At 70.3% G+C, this 19,380-nt stretch carries 18 protein-coding genes; 3 read left to right on the forward strand and 15 right to left on the reverse strand.

Going from position 1 to position 19,380, the window contains the following annotated elements:
• Positions 1-53 precede the first annotated feature (53 nt).
• The 4 genes from infB to rimP form a co-directional block, all read right to left on the reverse strand.
• A complete protein-coding gene (gene infB, locus EFL95_RS12700) occupies positions 54-2,831 on the reverse strand; it encodes a translation initiation factor IF-2 (protein WP_123234305.1) in 2,778 nt (925 codons plus the stop codon).
• A gap of 121 nt (positions 2,832-2,952) precedes the next feature.
• Entirely contained in the window at positions 2,953-3,246 is a 294-nt protein-coding gene (locus EFL95_RS12705) for a YlxR family protein (protein ID WP_123234306.1), read from the reverse strand.
• Between the two features lie 56 nt (positions 3,247-3,302).
• Positions 3,303-4,292, reverse strand: coding sequence for a transcription termination factor NusA (gene nusA, locus EFL95_RS12710; protein WP_123234307.1), 990 nt, complete (start codon positions 4,290-4,292; stop codon positions 3,303-3,305).
• Positions 4,293-4,295: 3 nt separating this feature from the next.
• Positions 4,296-4,760: a ribosome maturation factor RimP gene (rimP, locus tag EFL95_RS19250; protein ID WP_246004930.1), complete on the reverse strand. Its 465-nt coding sequence runs from the start codon at positions 4,758-4,760 to the stop codon at positions 4,296-4,298.
• A 115-nt stretch (positions 4,761-4,875) separates the two neighbouring features.
• Here rimP and EFL95_RS12715 point away from each other — a divergent pair, with 115 nt between their 5' ends.
• Positions 4,876-5,874 (forward strand): DUF4439 domain-containing protein, encoded by a 999-nt coding sequence (locus tag EFL95_RS12715; RefSeq protein ID WP_183407143.1) that lies wholly within the window; start codon positions 4,876-4,878, stop codon positions 5,872-5,874.
• Positions 5,875-5,915: 41 nt separating this feature from the next.
• Here EFL95_RS12715 and EFL95_RS12720 read toward each other — a convergent pair whose 3' ends face one another.
• From EFL95_RS12720 to EFL95_RS12735, 4 genes are all read right to left on the reverse strand, one after another.
• Positions 5,916-6,638: an HAD family hydrolase gene (locus tag EFL95_RS12720; protein ID WP_123234309.1), complete on the reverse strand. Its 723-nt coding sequence runs from the start codon at positions 6,636-6,638 to the stop codon at positions 5,916-5,918.
• A 65-nt stretch (positions 6,639-6,703) separates the two neighbouring features.
• Positions 6,704-7,633, reverse strand: coding sequence for a zinc metalloprotease (locus tag EFL95_RS12725; protein ID WP_123234310.1), 930 nt, complete (start codon positions 7,631-7,633; stop codon positions 6,704-6,706).
• Between the two features lie 161 nt (positions 7,634-7,794).
• Entirely contained in the window at positions 7,795-8,775 is a 981-nt protein-coding gene (locus tag EFL95_RS12730) for a zinc metalloprotease (RefSeq protein WP_123234311.1), read from the reverse strand.
• Between the two features lie 192 nt (positions 8,776-8,967).
• Positions 8,968-10,737: a proline--tRNA ligase gene (locus EFL95_RS12735; RefSeq protein ID WP_123234312.1), complete on the reverse strand. Its 1,770-nt coding sequence runs from the start codon at positions 10,735-10,737 to the stop codon at positions 8,968-8,970.
• 86 nt (positions 10,738-10,823) lie between these two features.
• Here EFL95_RS12735 and EFL95_RS12740 point away from each other — a divergent pair, with 86 nt between their 5' ends.
• Positions 10,824-11,693, forward strand: coding sequence for a hypothetical protein (locus EFL95_RS12740; protein ID WP_123234313.1), 870 nt, complete (start codon positions 10,824-10,826; stop codon positions 11,691-11,693).
• 9 nt (positions 11,694-11,702) lie between these two features.
• On the opposite strand, the gene EFL95_RS12745 is transcribed toward EFL95_RS12740, so the two are convergent.
• Both EFL95_RS12745 and EFL95_RS12750 read right to left on the reverse strand, forming a co-directional pair.
• A complete protein-coding gene (locus EFL95_RS12745; protein WP_123234314.1) occupies positions 11,703-12,071 on the reverse strand; it encodes a DoxX family protein in 369 nt (122 codons plus the stop codon).
• A 20-nt stretch (positions 12,072-12,091) separates the two neighbouring features.
• Complete coding sequence (locus EFL95_RS12750) at positions 12,092-12,970, reverse strand: GNAT family N-acetyltransferase (RefSeq protein WP_221176378.1); 879 nt, start codon at positions 12,968-12,970, stop codon at positions 12,092-12,094.
• A 92-nt stretch (positions 12,971-13,062) separates the two neighbouring features.
• On the opposite strand from EFL95_RS12750, the gene EFL95_RS12755 reads away from it, so the two are divergent.
• Entirely contained in the window at positions 13,063-13,821 is a 759-nt protein-coding gene (locus EFL95_RS12755; RefSeq protein WP_123234316.1) for a hypothetical protein, read from the forward strand.
• Here the strand turns inward: EFL95_RS12755 and ispG are convergent.
• Genes ispG through EFL95_RS12780 form a run of 5 tightly spaced genes read right to left on the reverse strand, consistent with a single transcriptional unit; the run spans position 13,814 to position 19,366 of the window.
• Positions 13,814-14,965 (reverse strand): flavodoxin-dependent (E)-4-hydroxy-3-methylbut-2-enyl-diphosphate synthase, encoded by a 1,152-nt coding sequence (ispG, locus tag EFL95_RS12760; RefSeq protein WP_123234317.1) that lies wholly within the window; start codon positions 14,963-14,965, stop codon positions 13,814-13,816. The two genes, EFL95_RS12755 and ispG, sit on opposite strands and share 8 nt — an antisense overlap.
• A 33-nt stretch (positions 14,966-14,998) precedes the next feature.
• Positions 14,999-16,291 (reverse strand): M50 family metallopeptidase, encoded by a 1,293-nt coding sequence (locus EFL95_RS12765; protein WP_123234318.1) that lies wholly within the window; start codon positions 16,289-16,291, stop codon positions 14,999-15,001.
• Complete coding sequence (locus EFL95_RS12770; protein ID WP_246004931.1) at positions 16,291-17,403, reverse strand: 1-deoxy-D-xylulose-5-phosphate reductoisomerase; 1,113 nt, start codon at positions 17,401-17,403, stop codon at positions 16,291-16,293. The genes EFL95_RS12765 and EFL95_RS12770 overlap by 1 nt, the downstream gene beginning before the upstream one ends.
• The gene (locus EFL95_RS12775; protein WP_123234320.1) at positions 17,400-17,906 is read right to left on the reverse strand and encodes an NUDIX hydrolase; all 507 of its coding nucleotides are present in this window, start codon (positions 17,904-17,906) and stop codon (positions 17,400-17,402) included. The genes EFL95_RS12770 and EFL95_RS12775 overlap by 4 nt, the downstream gene beginning before the upstream one ends.
• Positions 17,903-19,366, reverse strand: a complete 1,464-nt coding sequence (locus EFL95_RS12780) for an NAD-dependent succinate-semialdehyde dehydrogenase (protein WP_123234321.1) — start codon at positions 19,364-19,366, stop codon at positions 17,903-17,905. Before EFL95_RS12780 ends, EFL95_RS12775 begins: the two co-directional genes overlap by 4 nt.
• Positions 19,367-19,380 lie beyond the last annotated feature (14 nt).

Genomic DNA, 19,380 nt, shown 5'->3' on the forward strand with positions numbered 1-19,380 from the left:
GCGGGGAGGTGTCGGTTTCCCACGTGAACATGGGAAACCGACAGCGCTCCACGTCAGCTGCGCGGGATCTCCTTCATTTCGTAGGCCTCGACGACATCGCCTTCCTTGATGTCGTTGAAGCCCTTGATGACCAGACCGCACTCGAAGCCCTCGCGGACCTCGGCGGCGTCGTCCTTCTCGCGCTTGAGCGACGCCAGATCGGCGGTCTCGACGATGACGGCGCCGTCGCGGATCAGACGCACCTTGGCGTTGCGACGGATCAGGCCGCTGGTGACCATGCAGCCGGCGATGTTGCCGATCTTGGAGGAACGGAAGATCGCGCGGATCTCGGCCTGGCCGAGGACGGACTCCTCGTACTCCGGCTTGAGCATGCCCTTGAGCGCTGCCTCGATCTCCTCGATGGCCTGGTAGATCACCGAGTAGTACCGGATCTCCACGCCCTCCTTGTCGGCCATCTCGGTCGCCTTGCCCTGCGGGCGGACGTTGAAGCCGATGATGATCGCGTCGGAGGCGGCCGCCAGGTCGACGTTGGTCTCGGTGATCGCACCGACACCGCGGTCGATGACCCGCAGGTTGACCTCGTCGCCGACGTCGATCTTGGCCAGCGCGTCCTCGAGCGCCTCGACGGAACCCGACACGTCGCCCTTGAGGATGAGGTTGAGCTCCTGGCTCTCGCCCTTCTCCATGGACGCCATGAAGTCTTCCAGCGAACGGCGGACCCGGCGCTTGGCCTGCATCGCGGCACGCTCGCGCGCCTCGCGCTTCTCGGCGATCTGACGAGCCATCCGGTCGTCCTCGACCACGATGAAGTTCTGGCCCGCGCCCGGCACGCCGGACAGACCCAGGACCATCGCCGGACGCGACGGGTCGGCGTACTCGATGTTCTCGCCGTGCTCGTCGAGCATCGCACGGACGCGGCCGTAGGCCGGACCGGCGACGATCGAGTCACCCACGCGCAGCGTTCCGCGCTGGACGAGGATCGTGGCGACCGGACCGCGACCGCGGTCGAGGTGCGCCTCGACGACCAGACCCTGGGCGTCCTGGTGCGGGTTGGCCCGCAGGTCCAGGGACGCGTCCGCCGTCAGCACGACGGCCTCGAGCAGCTTGTCCAGGTTGAGGTTCGCCTTGGCCGAGACGTCGACGAACATGGCCTCGCCGCCGTACTCCTCGGGGACCAGGCCGTACTCGGTCAGCTGGCCTCGGACCTTGGTCGGGTCGGACTCCGGCTTGTCGATCTTGTTGACCGCGACCACGATCGGGACCCCGGCGGCCTTGGCGTGGTTGAGCGCCTCGACCGTCTGCGGCATCACGCCGTCGTCGGCCGCGACCACGAGGATCGCGATGTCGGTCGCCTGGGCACCACGGGCACGCATGGCGGTGAACGCCTCGTGGCCCGGGGTGTCGATGAAGGTGATCCGACGGTCCTGGCCGTCGACCTCGGCGTGCACCTGGTACGCACCGATGTGCTGGGTGATGCCACCGGCCTCCTTGTCGACGACGTTGGCGTCGCGCAGGGCGTCCAGGAGCTTCGTCTTACCGTGGTCGACGTGACCCATGACGGTCACGACCGGCGGGCGGACCACGAGGTCCTCCTCGCCGCCCTCGTCAGCACCGAACTCGAGGTCGAACGACTCCAGCAGCTCGCGGTCCTCGTCCTCCGGGGAGACGATCTCGAGGACGTAGTTGAGCTCCTCGGCGAGCAGCTCGAGCGTCTCGTCGTTGACCGACTCGGTCGCGGTGACCATCTCGCCGAGCGAGAACAGCATCTGCACCAGCGAAGCCGGGTCGACGCCCACCTTCTCGGCGAAGTCCGTCAGCGAGGAGCCGCGGGCCAGGCGAACGGTCTCGCCGCTGCCCTTCCGGACGCGGATGCCGCCAATGGTCGGGGCTTCCATCTGCTCGAATTCCTGGCGACGCGCCCGCTTCGACTTGCGACCGCGACGCGACGGGCCGCCAGGGCGACCGAAGGCACCCTGGGTGCTGCCGCGCTGACCCGGACGGCCACCGCCGCCGGGACGACCGCCGCCACCGGGACCACCACCACCGGGCGCGCCACCGGGACCACCGCCGAAGCCACCGCGGCCGGGAGCACCGGCACCGGCGCCGGGACGGGCGCCCGGGCCACCACGGCCGGGAGCACCACCGGGGCCACCACGGCCCGGAGCACCACCGGGACCGCCGGGACGCGGACGCGCGCCGCCGGGGCCACCACCGAAGGCAGCCGGGGACTTGGGCATCATCGCCGGGTTCGGGCGCGGCATGCCCGGACGGCCGGCCGGAGCCGCACCGCCCTCACGCGCGGCCGGGGCAGCCGGGCGCGAGCCCATGCCCTGGGTCGAGGAGAACGGGTTGTTGCCCGGGCGCGGAGCACCCGGACGGGGTGCGGCCGGGCGCGACGGGGCCTCGGCAGCGGGCGGCTCGTCGGCCGGCGGAGCCTCGACCGGGGCCTCGACAGCGGCCGCGGGGGCCTCCACCTCGGGCTCCGGCTCGGACTCGGCGGCCTTGCGCGGGCCGGGGCGCGGCGCGGCCTTCGCGGCAGCAGCAGCCTCCTCGGCGGCGGGCGCCTCGGCGGCCGCCGCCTCGGCGGGCTCGGCCGTCTTCGCGGCAGCCTTCTTCGCCGGCGCCTTCTTGGCAGCCTTCTTGGCCGCCGCGGCCTCCGCCTTGGCGGTCAGCTCAGCGCCGTACTTGTCCTGGAACCGCTTGACGACGGGGGGCTCCACCGTCGACGAGGCGGCCTTGACGAACTCTCCGAGCTCGCTGAGCATCCCCAGCACATCCTTGCTGGTGACGCCGTATTCCTTTGCGAGTTCGTGGACTCGGACCTTGGACACTCTTGTTCCTCCTGGTCCGAGCCCGGCTGAAACCGGGGTCTGCGGACCGCTAGTTGATGTGCACGCTCATCGCGAAGTTCTCATCGCAGGCTCATGAGCTGATGCTCCAGTTTCATCTCGGCTATCGGACTTGGGTGGTGAGGTACTGCTCCAGGCCGCTGAGGTCCAGCGCACCGCCCGCTCCCGCGTCGTACCGCAGGGCTCGGGTGAAGGCGCGCCTTCGTTCGGCGAGTTCGAAGCACGCGAGGCTCGGATGCAGGTGTGCACCGCGGCCCGGCGCCGATCCGCCCGGGTCGGGGACCACGGTCCCGTCACCTGCGACGACTCGGAGCAACTCACGCTTGGCGGCCTTCTCGCGGCATCCGATGCACGTCCGGACAGGTCCGGTCGGGCGTCGGGGGTCGTGGGGGGTCACCAGCAGGTGAGTCTAGCCGCTGCGGTCCGGAAGTCCGAACCGACATACGGGCCCTGTCAGGACCCGGGCGGCTCCTCGAGGGCCTCGTCGGAGCGGATGTCGATCCGCCAGCCGGTCAGGCGGGCCGCCAGGCGGGCGTTCTGACCCTCCTTGCCGATCGCCAGGGACAGCTGGAAGTCCGGGACCACGACGCGTGCGGAGCGCGCCGCCTCGTCCACGACGGTCACGCTGGTCACCCGCGCGGGGCTGAGCGCGTTGGCCACCATGTCCGCCGGGTCGTCGGACCAGTCGACGATGTCGATCTTCTCGCCGTGCAGCTCGTTCATCACGTTGCGCACGCGCTGGCCCATCGGACCGATGCACGAACCCTTCGGGTTGACCCCCGACACGTCGGAGCGCACCGCGATCTTGGTCCGGTGACCGGCCTCGCGGGCGATGGCGACGATCTCGACGGTTCCGTCGGCGATCTCGGGGACCTCGAGGGCGAACAGCTTCTTGACCAGGTTCGGGTGCGTGCGCGACAGCATCACCTGCGGCCCGCGCATGCCCTTGCGGACACTGACCACCAGGGCCTTGATCCGGTTGCCGTGCGAGTAGTCCTCACCGGGCACCTGCTCGCCCTGGGGCAGCAGCGCCTCGAGCTTGCCCAGGTCGACCATCACGTCGTTGGGGTCGCGGCCCTGCTGGATGAGCCCGGAGACGATGTCGCCCTCCTTGCCGGAGAACTCGCCGTACTTGATCTCGTCCTCGGCGTCGCGCAGCCGCTGCAGCATGATCTGCTTCGCGGTGGTGGCGGCGATCCGGCCGAAGTCGGCGGGGGTGTCGTCGAACTCCTCCCCCTCGGGCTCGCCCTCCTCGCTGCTCTCCCGCGCGAGCACGACCACGTGGCCGCTCTTGCGGTCCAGCTGGACCCGGGCGTGCTCCAGCGCCCCGGGCGTCTTGTGGTACGCCGTCAGCAGGGCCTGCTCGATCGCCTCGACGAGCACGTCGAAGGAGATCTCCTTCTCCCGCTCGAGCATGCGCAGGATGCTCATGTCGATGTCCACGTCTCAGCCTTCCCGCTTGAATTCGATCTGGATCTTGGCCTTGGCCACCTCGGTGTAGCCGAGCGTGCGCTGCTCGCCCTCGACGTCGAGGACCGCGGCGTCGTCGGCGGCGGAGACGATCCGGCCGGTGAGCGCGCCGCCGTCGGTGAGATCGACCTTCACCAACCGGGTCTCGTTGCGCCGCCAGTGTCGCGGCAGGGTGAGCGGCCGGTCGACACCGGGCGAGGTCACCTCGAGGGTGAACGCCCCGTTCCCCATCAGGTCGGAGGTGTCCAGCACCTCCGAGACGGCCTTGGTCGCCTCGGCGATGTCGTCCATGTCCACACCGCCGTCCTTGTCGACGGCGATGCGCAGCACGGACCGCTTCCCGGCCTTGGAGAGCTCCACGGCCTCCAGGTCGAGTCCCAGCGACTCGACCGGCGCGGCCAGCACACCTGCAAGGCGGTCGGTGATGTCCGGCGTGCTCACGACGCGACCTCCTGCTGTGTTGTTGTGGTGCGCCAAGCCTAGTGGACGCCTCCAGGAAGTCCTGACGCCCACGCCGCGACAGAGCCCCGCCGACCCCTGGCTACGATGCCCGACCATGAGCACCAGCCCGAGCGAGCACGGACCGGACCGCCGCTCGGTGCTGCTCGTCGGCCTCGGCGCCGGAGCGGCCCTGCTCTCGGGCTGCACCCTGAACAATCCGTACAGCTCGGACAAGACGCCCGCCGCGAAGGCGGTGCGCGACCTGTCCCCCGACGTCGCCGTCGCGGTGAAGGCGGTCGTGCTGATCCGCACCCAGGTGAACCTGCTCGGCGACACCGTGACCGCGTTCCCCTCCCTCGCCTCCCGGCTCAGCGGACTGCGGACTCTGCACCAGGCACACCTCGACGCCCTCATCGCCGCCGTCCCCAAGCGGGTGGACACCTCGACCGCGGGCGCCCAGGTCCAGCCGCCTGGCGAAGCCGCCCAGGCGCTGCTGAACGCCGGATCGGGCGAACTCGGCCTGCGCGAAGAGCTGGACCGGTTGGCGCTCCAGGCCGAGAGCGGCAGCTTCGCTCGCCTGCTCGGGACGATGTCCGCCGGGATCGCGCAGCAGACCCTGAAGGCACGGGTGCTGGGGGGCCACCACCAGCTCGCGGCACTTCGGCTACCGGTGGTCGCCCGGGCCAAGGTCGGGCTCGACGCCCTGCAGGACGCGCTCGCCGCCGAGCACGCCGCGCTCGCCGTCTACGCCTTCCTCGGCGCACAGGCCTCGCAGTCCCGTCAGCCGGCGCTCTACGCGACCCTGTCCACCGCCTACTCCGACCACCGGAGGTCCCGTGACCAGCTGACCGTGATGATCTCCGCCCTCGGCGCGGTCCCGACGCCGGCCGCGGTCGCCTACGACCTGCCCGCACGCGTGCGGACGACCTCGGAGATGACCGATGCGGCGCTCCTGGTGGAGCGCCGCATCGCATCGACGTTCGGCCTGCTCATCGAGAGCACCGCCGGCGCTGAGCGCCGATGGGCCCTTGTCGCTCTCGACCAAGCGGCCGTTCGTCAGCTGGAGTTGCGAGGAACCCCCGAGATGTTCCCCGGCTCCGCTATTCGATCCTGACGGGTTCCGGGAGGCAGAGGAACTACCCCGCCGCTTCTGGTTCATGCACTGCACAACCCGGCAACAATTGCGGTGATCTCCGCGAGCTCGTGCGCAACCGCGTCCGGCACCCCCTCGGAATGCCCGAGCTGCTCGGCCGGGATGGTGCTGTGCGGGACGTGGATCGCCTTCATCCCGGCGTTCTGCGCGCCCCAGACGTCGTCGAACAGCCGGTCCCCGACGTACACGCAGCGTGCCGGATCGGCGATCCCGACGGCGTTCATCGCGGCCTGGAACGCCTTCGGCGACGGCTTCGTCCACGGGATCTCGCTGGTGTAGACGTCCGCGTCGATCTGCGCGAGGACGCCGTCGCGGGCGAACCAGTCGCGGTGCCACGCGCGGGGCCAGATCGTGTTGGAGAGCACGCCGACCCGGATCCCGCTCGCGTGCAGCGCGTCGAAGAGCGGACCGACCTGGGGGTCGGTGAGCGTGTGCGGCTCCCAGAACTCCCGGTACGCCGTCAGCAGCTGCGGGTCGTGCCCGAGCCCGGCGACCTCGAACAGGTCCGCGACGGTGGCACTGCGCTGCTCGTCCCGGCTCCAGCCCCAGACCTCGGCGCCGGCCGCATGCAGCTTGGCCGCGTGCGCGTGCACGTCGTCGTCGGGATCGGGCGAGGCGTTGACCGCCGCCGCCAGCGCCAGCGACTCCGCGTGGAAGTCGATGTCGTGCCAGGCGGTCAGCGTCCCGCCCCAGTCGAAGATGACGGCGTCGATCTGCTGGCTCACGGGCGTGAACCTATCCGGGAAGGGTGCGGGCCGGCAGCCGGATTTCCGCTGCCGGCCCGCTGTGCTCAGGCCCGGTAGGCGGCCCACATCTGCTTCATCCGGGAGACCTGCCCCGGCGTGAAGGACTGGTAGCAGGAGTCGTAGCTGTAGTCCATGTAGTCGTGGATCGGGTCGAGCCCGCGTGAGCTGCAGGAGTCCCGTCCCGTGGGGCAGCCCGTGCTGGGCGATGCCTGGGCAGGAGTGTCGCTGACCTCGTCACCCGGGGACGAGCAGCCGTCCTGGAACGTGTGGTACAGCCCGAGCCAGTGGCCGGTCTCGTGGGTCAGCGTCTTGCCGCTGTTGTAGTGCGTCGCACTGCCTCCGGGCAGCGAGGTGTACTGGATCCGCACCCCGTCCACGTCGCCCTCCGCGGCGTAGTCCCAGGGGAACGTCGCGATGCCGAGGTAGTCGAAGTCGACCAGCCAGACGTTCAGGGCGGTCCGAGTCCCCCGCCGGGTCTGGTCGCGGTAGGTCTCGCTGTCGCCGTCGGTGTGCCAGGTGCTGTTGCGGTACCGGTCGACGTCGATGAGCCGGAACCGGAAGCCGGTGTCCGGTCCGCCCGGGTGGTCTGCGTCCTTGCCTGAGTAGGTCTGGTTGAGCACGTCGATCTGCCGATCGATGCGACTGTCGCTGACGTTCCCGGCCCCGGTGCTCGACTCCATCACGTGCACGTAGACCCGGATCGTGACCGGTCCCGCCCCGGACGCCTTCCGCCGCGCCAGGCGCTTCTTGGTCTCGGACTCGATCGTGGCCTGCTGCGCCTTCGAGATCGAGCGGTGGTCGCCGGCTCGCGGGTTCGCGCTGCGCGCTCCCACCGTTGCGGCGCCGTGCTCGGACGGTGCGAAGCAGTGGTCGAGGTGAGCAGCGGTCAGCACCGGGGCGCTGCCGGGCGAGGCGCAGAGCAGCGCCGCTGCGGCCGCGAGGCCGGTGAGCAGGCGAGAGTGGAAGCGGATCATGGTTCCTCCCAAGGAGCCGGTCGAGGCGCAGCGGGTTCTGCGCCGAGGCAGGGAGGTTGGCCCGCGGTCAGGCCGGGCTTCGACCGCGCTCCGCGAGGGTGTGGACGACGAAGGGCCGGACCGTCGCTGTGGACGGTCCGGCCCTTCGGCAGGTCATCGGGTCACTGCCGGTAGGCGGTCCACATCTGGCCGATGCGGGTGACCTGGTTCGGGGTGAACTCGTAGTAGCAGCTGTCGTAGCTGTAGTCCATGTAGTTGTGGATCGGGTCCAGGCCGGGAGCCGCGCAGGAGTCGCGTCCCGTCGGGCAGCCGCTGCTCGGCGAGGCCTGGGCCGGGGTGTCCGCGACCTCGTCGCCCGGAGCGTTACAGCCGCCCTGGAACGTGTGGTAGAGCCCGAGCCAGTGACCGGCCTCGTGGGTCGCGGTCTCGCCGAGGTTGTAGTTGGTCGCGCTGCCGCCGGGCAGCGAGCTGTACTGCACCCGGATGCCGTCGATCGACGGGTTCGACGCGTAGTCCCACGGGAACGTGGCGATGCCCAGGTAATTGAAGTCGACGAGCCAGATGTTCAGCGCGTTCTTGCCACCCTGGCGGGTCTGCGCCCGGTAGGTGGTGCTCTGCCTGTCGGTGTGCCAGGTGTTGTTGGCAATCCGGTTCGCACCGGCCAGGTAGAACCGGGCACCGGTGTCGTTGCCGTTCCCGTTCACGTCGTGGCCGGAGTAGGTCTGGTTGAGCACGTTGATCTGGGCCGCGATCTGGGCATCGGTCACGTTGCCGGCACCGCTGGTCGAGGTCATCACGTGGATGTACACCGGGATGTTGTTCAGCGGACCTCCGGTACCGGTGCCCCCGCCACCCCCGCCGCCGGGCTTGCCCTTGGAGGCGCTGGCCTTCTTGGCGGCCAGGATCTTCTTGGTCTTCGCCTCGATCGCCGCCTGCTGCTTCGCGGTGATCGCTCGGGTGTCGTGCGCCCGCGGGTTGCTGGCGCCGCGCGCGGCCGCGTTCACGGTGGTCGGGTCGAAGCAGTCCTTGCCGGTGCTCCCCGAGGCCGAGGCGGACAACGCCGGCACCGCCGACGTCGAGAGGGCGAAGGCGCAGGTGAGCGCGCCGAGGACGGCGCCTGCACGCTTGGTGGTCCGGTTCATGGCTGGGTTCCTCCCGCTGGGTTGATCGGAGCGTAGAGCCGCTCACGGCCGCACGGGAACGATGAGACCACTGCAGATGTCAGAAATACAGAAAATCGCAGATTCAGCGGAAGGTTTGCCGCGGGCGCTCTAGTCCTGCGGCAGAAGTTGATACGGAACGGAGACGGACCGGAAACCGTCCGGTCAGGCGAGTCAGGCGTGGACCAGGGCGACCAGCTGCCCGGCCGCCTCGGCGACGGGCACCTCGGTCCGGTCGCCGCTGCGGCGATCCTTGACCTCGATCGTGCCGTCTGCCAGACCCCGGCCGACGGTGACGATCGTCGGTACGCCGATCAGCTCGGCGTCCTTGAACTTCACCCCGGGGCTCACCTTGCCGGCCCGGTCGTCGTAGATCACGCGGACACCGGCGGCGTCCAGCTCGGCGACAAGTGCCTCGGCGGCGGCGAAGACCGCCTCCTCCTTGCCGGCGGCGACCACGTGGACGTCGGCCGGCGCGATCTCGCGCGGCCAGACCAGACCCAGCTCGTCGTTGTTGCCCTCGGCAATGGCCGCCACGGCACGCGAGACGCCGATGCCGTAGGAGCCCATCGTGACTGTGACCAGCTTGCCGTTCTCGTCGAGCACCTGAAGGTCCAACGCCTCGGCGTACTTGCGCCCGAGCTGGAAGATGTGGCCCATCTCGATGCCGCGCGCCGACTCCAGCGTCCCGTCCGCGCAGTTCGGGCAGGCGTCGCCGTCGCGCACCTCCGCAGCCTCGATGGTGCCGTCGGCGTTGAAGTCCCGCCCGGCCACCAGGTCGAGCACGTGGCTGCCGGCGACGTTCGCGCCGGTGACCCACCGGGTGCCCTCGACCACGCGCGGGTCGACGAGGTAGCGGATCCCGGACTCGGACTTCTCCCCCAGCACCGCCGGACCGATGTAGCCCTTGACCAGCGCCGGGTGCTTCCTGATCTCGGCGTCGTCCATCGGCTCGACCTCGATCGGCTCGAGCTGACCCTCCAGGCGCTTCTGGTCCACCTCGCGGTCGCCGGGGATGCCGATCGCGAGCGGCTCCTTCGTGCCGTCGGGGTGCTTGAGCAGCACCAGCACGTTCTTCAGGGTGTCGCCCGCGTGCCAGGGTCGGTCGGCCCGCGGGTGCGCGGCATTGAGGTGCGTGACCAGGGTGTCGATGGTCGGGGTGTCCGGGGTGTCCTCGGCGTGCGCGGCCGGGGCGTCGTCGTAGGCGACCGCAGCAGGCGCTCGCACCTCGACCGCCTCGACGTTCGCGGCGTAGTCGCAGTTCGTGCAGCGGACGTAGGTGTCCTCGCCGACGGCGGCCTTGGCCAGGAACTCCTCGGACTTCGAGCCGCCCATCGCGCCGGCGGTCGCTTTGACGATCACGTAGTCGAAGCCGAGTCGGTCGAAGGTCTTGATGTAGGCGTCGCGGTGAGCGGCGTACGAGCGGTCCAGGCCCTCGTCGGAGGTGTCGAAGGAGTAGCTGTCCTTCATGATGAATTCACGTCCGCGCAGGATGCCCGCCCGCGGACGCGCCTCGTCGCGGTACTTGGTCTGGATCTGGTACAGCCACACCGGCAGGTCCTTGTACGACGAGTACAGGTCCTTCACGACGAGCGTGAACATCTCCTCGTGCGTCGGGCCGAGCAGGTAGTCGCCGTCCTTGCGGTCCTTGAGCCGGAAGATGCCGTCGCCGTAGTCGGTCCACCGACCGGTGGCCTCGTAGGGCTCGCGCGGCAGCAGCGCCGGGAACTGGAGCTCCTGGGCGCCCATCGCGTCCATCTCCTCGCGGATGATGTTCTCCACGTTGCGCAGCACCCGCAGACCCAGCGGCAGCCAGGTGTAGATGCCGGGCGCCGCCCGACGGATGTAGCCCGCGCGCACGAGCAGCTTGTGGCTCGGCACCTCAGCGTCCGCCGGGTCCTCACGCAGGGTCCGGACGAACAGGGACGACATCCTCAGGATCATGGGGAGAAGGCTAGTCGGCGGCACGGGGCCTCGCCGAAGGGGATTCGCCGTCGAGCGGCTCAGGGCCTCCTGACATCATCACCGGCATGCACCGCACCGCCGCCCTCATCGCCGCTCTGGCGCTGGCGGTGTCCGGCTGTGGTGGCGCGTCGAGCAAGCCTGCCGATCCCACGACCCCGGCCGACCACGCCCAGACCGGGGCGCAGCGCGACCTCCTGGCAAAGGCGTTGGCGGCGTTCAAGCGCGCGCCGACCGGGACCTACGAGTCCGAGGTGACGGCTGACGGTGTCAGCCAGCCCACCGCGCACGAGACCGGCAGCTACCGGCTGCGACCCGCCGCGTCGGCCTACGAGCGCGCGATCCTCGGCATCGACGAGGCCAGCGGCAAGCCCCGCGTGCAGGTGGTACGGGTGCGCAGCACCGCGGGCGGCACCTGGTTCCTCCAGCTCAAGGAGTGGGGCAGCTGGACCGGCTGCTGGCTGCGGACCGACCTGCCCGAGATCACCAAGCTGACCGGCGTCACCTCCGCCCGGGGCAGCTCCTTGCCGACGGCGGTCACCATCTTGGCGAAGGCCACGGTCGTCGGCTCCGGGGACGGCATGGACGGCCCGCACCTGGCGGTCGACGCCTACAGCGCGCTGCAGTTCCTCGGCGTCGCGGGATCGGCCATCGCCGGCGAGCGCGCGGCCTTGAGCAAGGTCCTGGTTCCGGTCCTCCTCGACGTCACTGCCAACGGCGGGCCGTCCGGAGCTGCGGTCGAAGGAACCCAGGTCTTCACCGCGCTGGAGGCGGCCCGCGCTCCGCTGACCTCGAAGCTCAAGGCTTTCGTGTCCAAGACCCACGCCCGGGTCGTGTTCAGCGACCTCGGCAAGGCGGTCAGCATCACCGCACCGTCGCGCGCAGAGCTCCTCCCCCAGAATCCGGCGAGCACCAGCACCTGTGCCGTGAACCGCTGATCGCGACCGTCAGGCGCGACCCGCGCGCAGAGCCGCTCGGAACATCGGGAACTGCAGGGGCAACCGGCCGTAGGCGGCGGCCTTGAACGCGGTGTTGTTCGTCTTCGAGGCGTCCACGGCCATCTTGAGGTTGCCGACGTAGACCGCGGCCAGCAGCGCAGCGCTGGCACGGCCGGCGAGCTTGCGGGTCGACGGCAGCGCCATCCCCGCGGCGCAGAGGATCTCGGCGACGCCGGAGTACAGGATCACCTCGCGGTGCGCCGGTACCCAGTCGGGCATGAGTGGTTCCCAGATGTCGGGCTTGACCAGGTGGACGGTGCCGGAGGTCAGGAAGGCGGCGATCAGGAACTTGGCGTCCCGGCGCAGGGGTGCGGTCATACGGCGAGCGTAGCCAGCCGTCAGAACATCAGGGTCGAGAACGTGGTCGTCTGGGTGAAGCCGACCTTCGCGTACGCGGCGCGCGCGGGCAGGTTGTGGGCGTTCACGTAGAGCGCCACCGTCGGGGCGACCTCGCGGCGGGCGAACTCGACCACGCTCGCCATCCCTCGAGCCCCGAGTCCCTGGCCGCGGTGCGCCGGGTCGACGTACACGCCCTGCACCTGGCAGGCCAGCGGCGAGGCACAGGCGATCTCGGCCTTGAACAGCACCTTGCCGTTCTCGATGCGCGAGAACGACCAGCCACGGTTGACCAGCTGGCTGACCCGCGCGCGGTACATGTTCCGACCCCCGTCGGCCTCGGGCGAGACCCCGACCTCCTCGGTGTACATCGCCACGCACGCCGGGTAGAGCTCGTCCACCTCCCCCGCCTCGGTGCGCCGGACCCCGGGGTCGGCCTCGATCCACGGGTCCGAGGAAATCGCCAGGTGCGGCTGGTCCCAGCGCTCGTCGCGCGCGGGTCCCCAGCTCGGTCCCAGTGCCGACCAGAGCCGTGCCACTGCGTCGTGCGGTCCGACGATGGTCGAGCTCAGCCGCCGCTGGCGCAGCGCCCGCTCGGCGAAGGCGGCGCAGGCGTCCTCGCCGGCCTGGACCGGGACGAGGTTCGCACCCACGTGGCACAGCGAGACCAGCTCACCGTCCGCGACGTACCCCCACATCTGCCCGCCCAGCCAGCGCTGGTCGAGCTGGGTGATCCGGCTGCGGTACTCCGCGAAGACGTTCGTCACCGGGTCGGCGTTGAGGACCTCCAGCGCGGCCGGGAGATCGGCCGGTCCCAGCACGCGCACGCCCGACGTACGGCCCTCGGGCCGCCCGGCGTCGGACGCGTCTGCTGCGAGCACGGCCAGAGCCTATTGCGTGGGCCTTGGTGCCGCGTAGGACCGACGCGGCGCAACCCCCTGCCGAGCGCCTCCGCTGCCGCTACGGTGAGCCCATGTCCGGTCGGTGGGTGGCGGTCGCGGGTGCGCTGGCGCTCGTCGTCGTACCGATCACCGCGGGGTGCGACGACGCCCCGAAGAAGTCGAAGGCGACATCGATCTCCGCGAGCGTCCAGGAGTGCCGCGACCAGTGGCACGACGTCGCCGAGAGCGTGCTGGGTCTCGACCAGGACACCGATCCATCGGCGCTGGCCAGCCGCTGGACCACGGTCCTGGCGACGGTCGACTACTACGAGAACACCACCACGGCCGAGGACTGCCAGGCCCGGGTCGAGAACCAGGTCAACGCGATCACCGCGCTGCGCCAGTTCAGCGACCGCCTGCGTCCCTACGACATGGAGTACCAGCGGGAGCAGGTCGCCGCCACGGTCGACCTGTACCTGCACGACCCGGTGCCCGCTCCGGTCAAGGGCGCGAACGGCAAGACGGTGAAGGCGCCGACCCACGAGCAGGTGGAGGCGGCGGTGGCGACCCTGACCGCGCACGCCGCCGAGGCCAACGCCGAGCTGCAACCCGCCTGGGAGCACCTGGCGTCGGTGAGCATCGACGACGACGCCGCGGTGACAGCGGCCCTCGAGGACCTGGACGCGTTGGCCCAGGCGGGGAAGGCGTGGCCCGCCTGCCAGCAGGCGCTCCAGGTGATCGTCGCTGCCCAGCGCGCCCAGGAAGGACTGCTCGGCACGCCCGAGGACCAGCCCTCGGGGAGCCCGACGGGAAGCCCTACGGGAACGCCGACCGGTACGCCGACTAGCTGACGGTCACCTCGGCCGAGGCGCCCTCGACCGGCTCCATCTCCTCGGCGAGACGCATGGCCTCCTCGATGAGGGTCTCCACGATCTGCGACTCCGGGACGGTCTTGATGACCTCACCCTTGACGAAGATCTGGCCCTTCCCGTTGCCCGAGGCGACGCCGAGGTCGGCCTCCCGGGCCTCTCCCGGTCCGTTCACGACGCAGCCCATCACGGCCACCCGCAGCGGGACCTCCATGCCCTCCAGCCCGGCGGTGACCCGCTCGGCCAGCGTGTAGACGTCGACCTGGGCGCGACCGCAGGACGGGCAGGAGACGATCTCGAGCTTGCGCGGGCGCAGGTTCAGCGACTGCAAGATCTGGATGCCGACCTTGACCTCCTCGACCGGCGGCGCGGAGAGGGAGACGCGGATCGTGTCGCCGATGCCCTGGGAAAGCAGTGCGCCGAACGCGGTGGCGGACTTGATGGTGCCCTGGAAGGCCGGCCCGGCCTCGGTCACGCCGAGGTGCAGCGGCCAGTCGCCCTCCTGCGCGAGCAGCTCGTAGGCGCGCACCATCACGACCGGGTCGTTGTGCTTGACCGAGATCTTGAAGTCGCGGAAGCCGTGCTCCTCGAAGAGCGAGGCCTCCCACTTGGCGGACTCGACGAGAGCCTCCGGCGTCGCCTTGCCGTACTTGGCGAGCAGCCGCGGGTCCAGCGAGCCGGCGTTGACACCGATCCGGATCGAGGTGCCGTGGTCGGTGGCGGCCGCGGCGATCTCCTTGATCTGGTCGTCGAACTTCTTGATGTTGCCCGGGTTCACCCGGACCGCGGCACAGCCGGCCTCGATCGCGGCGAAGACGTACTTGGGCTGGAAGTGGATGTCGGCGATGACCGGGATCTGCGAGTGCTTGGCGATCTCCGGGAGCGCCTCGGCGTCGTCCTGCGAGGGGCAGGCGACCCGGACGATGTCGCAGCCGGTCGCGGTCAGCTCGGCGATCTGCTGGAGCGTCGCGTTCACGTCCGCGGTCAGCGTCGTGGTCATCGACTGCACCGACACCGGGGAGTCGCTGCCGACGCCGACCTTGCCGACCTTGATCTGGCGCGTCTCGCGACGCGGGGCCAGAACCGGCGGCGGTGCAGCGGGCATGCCGAGGGGGACCGATGTCATGGCACCCAGGGTATCCGTCGGTCGTGAACCGTCTTACGCCACGGGGGCGACGATGTCCGCGTAGACCAGCAGCACGGTCATCACCAGCAGGAGACCCGCCATCACGTACGCCACCGGCAGCAGGCGAGCGACGTCGAAGTGCCCCGGGTCGGGCCGGCCCCGCAAGCGTGCGAGGCCGCGGCGCAACGCCTCGTAGAGGGCTCCGGCGATGTGGCCGCCGTCGAGCGGCAGCAGCGGCACGAAGTTGAACATGCCGACGAACAGGTTGACCCCGGCCAGGAGCGTGACCACGAAGGCGATCCGGTCTCCGATGTCGACCTTGTCGTCCGAGGCGACCTCGCCGGCGACACGTCCCACCCCGACCACGCTCATCGGACTGTTGGGATCCCGCTTCTCGACGCCGACGACCGCCTTGGCGACGCCCCACAGTCGCACCGGCAGCTTGCCGAGGGCCTGGACGGTGTCCTTGGTGTAGCCGCCCATCTGGCCGATCGTGTAGCCGGCGCCCTTGGCGACGTTCTCCTGGGTCGGGGTGATGCCCAGGTAGCCGACGCTCACGCTCGCGGTGCTGCCGTCCAGGGCGGGCAGCTGGTTCACGCTCGGCGTCGCGGTCAGGTGCACCAGCTTCCCGTCGCGGCGGACGGTGAGGACCACCTTCTTGTCCGGGTTGGAGCGGATCAGCTTCTGCAGCTGGGTGTACTGGGTGATCTTGGTGTCGCCGAAGGCGACGATGGTGTCGCCGGAACGCAACCCGGCCTTGAGCGCCGGAGCCACCGGGTCGCTGGCCCGGCAGGCCCGAGGTTGCTGGTCCTCGTGCACCGCCATCACGCACTTCGCGACCGAGTCGACCGTGGTGGTCGTCTCCGGGACGCCGTGGAACCAGAACACCCCGCCGAAGAGGAAGAACGCGATCACCAGGTTCACCGTGGGGCCGGCGGCCATCACGATGACCTTCTTCCACCACGGGAGGCGGAAGAACATCCGCTTCTCGTCTCCGGGCACCAGCAGCTCGGCCTCGGCATGACGTGCATCCGAGATCAGCCGGGTGAAGGCGTTGTCCTTCCTCGCCGGACGGGTCGGGTCCTCCTCCGGGGGCAGCATCCCGATGAGCTTCACGAACCCGCCGAGCGGGAAGGCCTTCACGCCGTACTCGGTGCCGTTGCGCTTCACCGACCAGATCGTGCGGCCGAAGCCGACGAAGAACTGCGGGACCCGTACGCCGAAGCGCTTGGCCGGGAACATGTGACCGCACTCGTGCAGCGCGATCGAGGCAGCCAGGCCGACGACGATCGCCAGCACTCCGGCGACGTACAGCAGGACGGTCATCAGGTGTTCTTCTCCAGCAGACGGGTGACCTCGCCGCGGGCCCAGGCGTCTGCCGCGAGCACGTCGTCGAGGGTGAGATTCGCTGCAGTCGAGCCTACGTCGTGGCTGATGAGCACGTGGGCGATCGTGTCGACGATTCCCAGGAACGGCAGGCGTCCCTCGCGGAAGGCCTGGACGCACTCCTCGTTCGCCGCGTTGTAGACCGCCGGCGCCGTGCCGCCGGCGGTTCCGGCCTGGCGGGCCAGCCCGACGGACGGGAAGGCCTCGTCGTCGAGGGGGAAGAAGTCCCAGGTCTGGCGCGAGGTCCAGTCGACCGCCGGCGCCGCCTCCGGCACCCGGTCCGGCCAGCCCATCCCCAGGGCGATCGGGATCAGCATCGTCGGCGGCGAGGCCTGGGCGAGGGTGGACCCGTCGAAGAACTCGACCATCGAGTGCACCACCGAGGTCGGGTGCACGACCACGTCGATGCGGTCGAGCGGGATGTCGAAGAGCAGGTGCGCCTCGATCACCTCCAGGCCCTTGTTGACCAGGGTCGCGGAGTTGATGGTGATGACCGGACCCATGTCCCAGGTCGGGTGTGCGAGCGCCTCGGTCGGGGTGACATCCGCAAGCTCGCTGCGGCTGCGACCGCGGAAAGGCCCACCGCTCGCGGTGAGGACCAGCTTGCGGACCTCCTCGGCCCGCCCTCCGCGCAGGCACTGGGCCAGCGCGCTGTGCTCGCTGTCGACCGGGATGATCTGGCCGGGCTTCGCGGCCGAGGTCACGACCGAGCCGCCCATGATCAGGGACTCCTTGTTCGCGAGCGCCAGCACGTTGCCTGCATCGAGGGCAGCCAGGGTCGGGCGCAGACCGACGGCTCCGGTGATCCCGTTCAGCACGACGTCGCACGCCTGGCCAGCCGCCTCGACGGAGGCGCCCTCCCCCAACCCGGAGAACGCCGGGGCGAACTCCGCGACCTGGGCCTCGTAGAAGTCGCGCTGCGATCCCCCGGCGGTCAGGCCGACCACCCGGAACCGGTCCGGGTTGGCCCGGACGACGTCCAGCGCCTGGGTGCCAATGGAGCCGGTGGATCCGAGGATGACCACGTCACGGCGCGGCTGGGAAGAGCTCACCTGCCCATCCTCCCAGCCAGTACGGCGAGAAGCTGACGCGTGTCGGGCACGAAGGCGATCTGCGGATCCCCGAGCATCGCGGCCAGCTCCTCGGGCGTGACCCAGCGACCCTCGGCGACCTCCTCGGGCTGGTGGATCACCGGACCGTCCCAGACCGCGGCGAACGCGTGCTCGAAGCAGCGAGTGGTGTCGTCCTCGTACAGGTGGGTGCCGAGCGGCTCCAGCGCGACCCCGGTGATGCCGAGCTCCTCGCCGAGCTCGCGGACCGCCGACGCGTACGGATCCTCGCCGAGAGCGATCACGCCGCCGGCAGCCGCGTCCCAGTGACCCGGCGCCCAGTCCTTGGTGTCGCTGCGCCGGTGCACGTAGGTACGTCCCTCGGTGTCGTGCACCAGGATCGCGGTCGCGGAGTGCAGCAGGTTGTCACGGCGTACGACGGAACGCGGCGCGCTCCCGACCACCTGGCCGAGCTCGTCGACCAGGGCGACCTGCTCCTCGGTCACGAGCCGACGTTGATCGCCACGTACTTGGTGTCCAGGTACTCCGCGATGCCCTCGTTGCCGCCCTCACGTCCGGTGCCGGACTGCTTGACGCCGCCGAAGGGGGCACCGGCGTTGGAGACGATCCCCTGGTTGAGGCCGATCATCCCGGTCTCCAGCGCCTCGCAGACCCGGAAGGCCCGCTGCAGGTCGCGGGTGAAGACGTAGGCCACCAGCCCGTACTCGGTGCGGTTGGCCGCGGCGATCGCTTCCTCGTCGGTGCTGAAGGTGGCGATCGGGGCGACCGGCCCGAAGATCTCCTCGTTCAGGACTGCGGCGTCCTGCGGTACGCCGGTGAGCACGGTCGGTGCGTAGAAGTAGCCCTCGCCGTCGCCCTTGCTGCCCCCGGTCACAACCGTGGCGCCCTTGGCGACCGCGTCGTCGACGAGCTCGGCGACCTTGTCCTGCTGGGCGGCGTCGATCATCGGGCCGACGTCGGTCCCGGACTCGGTGCCACGACCGACGGTGAGCGCGCCCATCCGGGCGGCGAGCTTGGCGGCGAACTCATCGGCCACGGACTCGTGCACGTGGAAGCGGTTCGCCGAGGTGCAGGCCTCCCCCATGTTGCGCATCTTGGCCAGCATCGCGCCGTCAACGGCAGCATCCAGGTCGGCGTCGGCGAAGACGAGGAAGGGCGCGTTACCGCCGAGCTCCATCGAGACCCGCAGCACCTGGTCGGCGGCCTGCGCGATCAGCTTCTTGCCGACCGGGGTGGATCCGGTGAAGCTCAGCTTCCGCAGCCGGGGGTCGCTGATGATCGGCTCGGAGACGGCACCCGAGCCCGTCGCGGTGATCACGTTGAGGACACCCGGCGGCAGACCGCACTCCTCGAGGAGCTTGGCCAGCGCGAGCATCGAGAGCGGCGTCTGCTGGGCGGGCTTGACGACCATCGTGCAACCGGCCGCGATCGCGGGGCCGATCTTGCGGGTGCCCATCGCGTTCGGGAAGTTCCAGGGAGTGATGAAGTAGCAGGGGCCGACCGGCTGGCGCATCACCAGCACGCGGCTCGCTCCGTTGCCGGTGGTCTTGTAGTAGCCGTCGAGGCGCAGCGCCTCGCCGGAGAACCAGCGGAAGAACTCGGCGGCGTAGGCGAGCTCACCCTTCGACTCAGCGACCGCCTTGCCCATCTCCAGGGTCATCAGCAGGGCCAGCTCCTCGGCCTGCTCACCCAGGGCGAGGAAGGCCCGGTGCAGGATCTCGGAGCGCTCGTTGGGCGGGGTGGCGGCCCAGCCGGCCTGAGCGGCGACCGCGGCGTCGAGCGCCGCACGGGCGTCGTCCGCAGTGGCGTCGGCGACCGAGCAGAGCGCCTTGCCCGTGGCCGGGTCCTCGACCTCGAAGGTCGCTCCGCCCGAGGCGTCGATCCACTTCCCGCCGATGTAGAGCTGCTTCGGCACCGCCGCGAGGACGGACTCTTCAGAAGTCATGCGCCCAACCTAGT

The organism is Nocardioides marmorisolisilvae, from assembly GCF_003725775.1.
GTDB classification, from domain to species: domain Bacteria; phylum Actinomycetota; class Actinomycetes; order Propionibacteriales; family Nocardioidaceae; genus Marmoricola; species Marmoricola marmorisolisilvae.

Bases quoted from the DNA above. Each gene is read 5' to 3' on its own strand.
- EFL95_RS12715 (WP_183407143.1), top strand. From the start codon at position 4,876: ATGAGCACCAGCCCGAGCGAGCACGGACCGGACCGCCGCTCGGTGCTG.
- EFL95_RS12725 (WP_123234310.1), bottom strand. From the start codon at position 7,633: ATGATCCGCTTCCACTCTCGCCTGCTCACCGGCCTCGCGGCCGCAGCG.
- EFL95_RS12730 (WP_123234311.1), bottom strand. From the start codon at position 8,775: ATGAACCGGACCACCAAGCGTGCAGGCGCCGTCCTCGGCGCGCTCACC.
- EFL95_RS12735 (WP_123234312.1), bottom strand. From the start codon at position 10,737: ATGATCCTGAGGATGTCGTCCCTGTTCGTCCGGACCCTGCGTGAGGAC.
- EFL95_RS12740 (WP_123234313.1), top strand. From the start codon at position 10,824: ATGCACCGCACCGCCGCCCTCATCGCCGCTCTGGCGCTGGCGGTGTCC.
- EFL95_RS12745 (WP_123234314.1), bottom strand. From the start codon at position 12,071: ATGACCGCACCCCTGCGCCGGGACGCCAAGTTCCTGATCGCCGCCTTC.
- EFL95_RS12755 (WP_123234316.1), top strand. From the start codon at position 13,063: ATGTCCGGTCGGTGGGTGGCGGTCGCGGGTGCGCTGGCGCTCGTCGTC.
- ispG (WP_123234317.1), bottom strand. From the start codon at position 14,965: ATGACATCGGTCCCCCTCGGCATGCCCGCTGCACCGCCGCCGGTTCTG.
- EFL95_RS12765 (WP_123234318.1), bottom strand. From the start codon at position 16,291: ATGACCGTCCTGCTGTACGTCGCCGGAGTGCTGGCGATCGTCGTCGGC.
- EFL95_RS12780 (WP_123234321.1), bottom strand. From the start codon at position 19,366: ATGACTTCTGAAGAGTCCGTCCTCGCGGCGGTGCCGAAGCAGCTCTAC.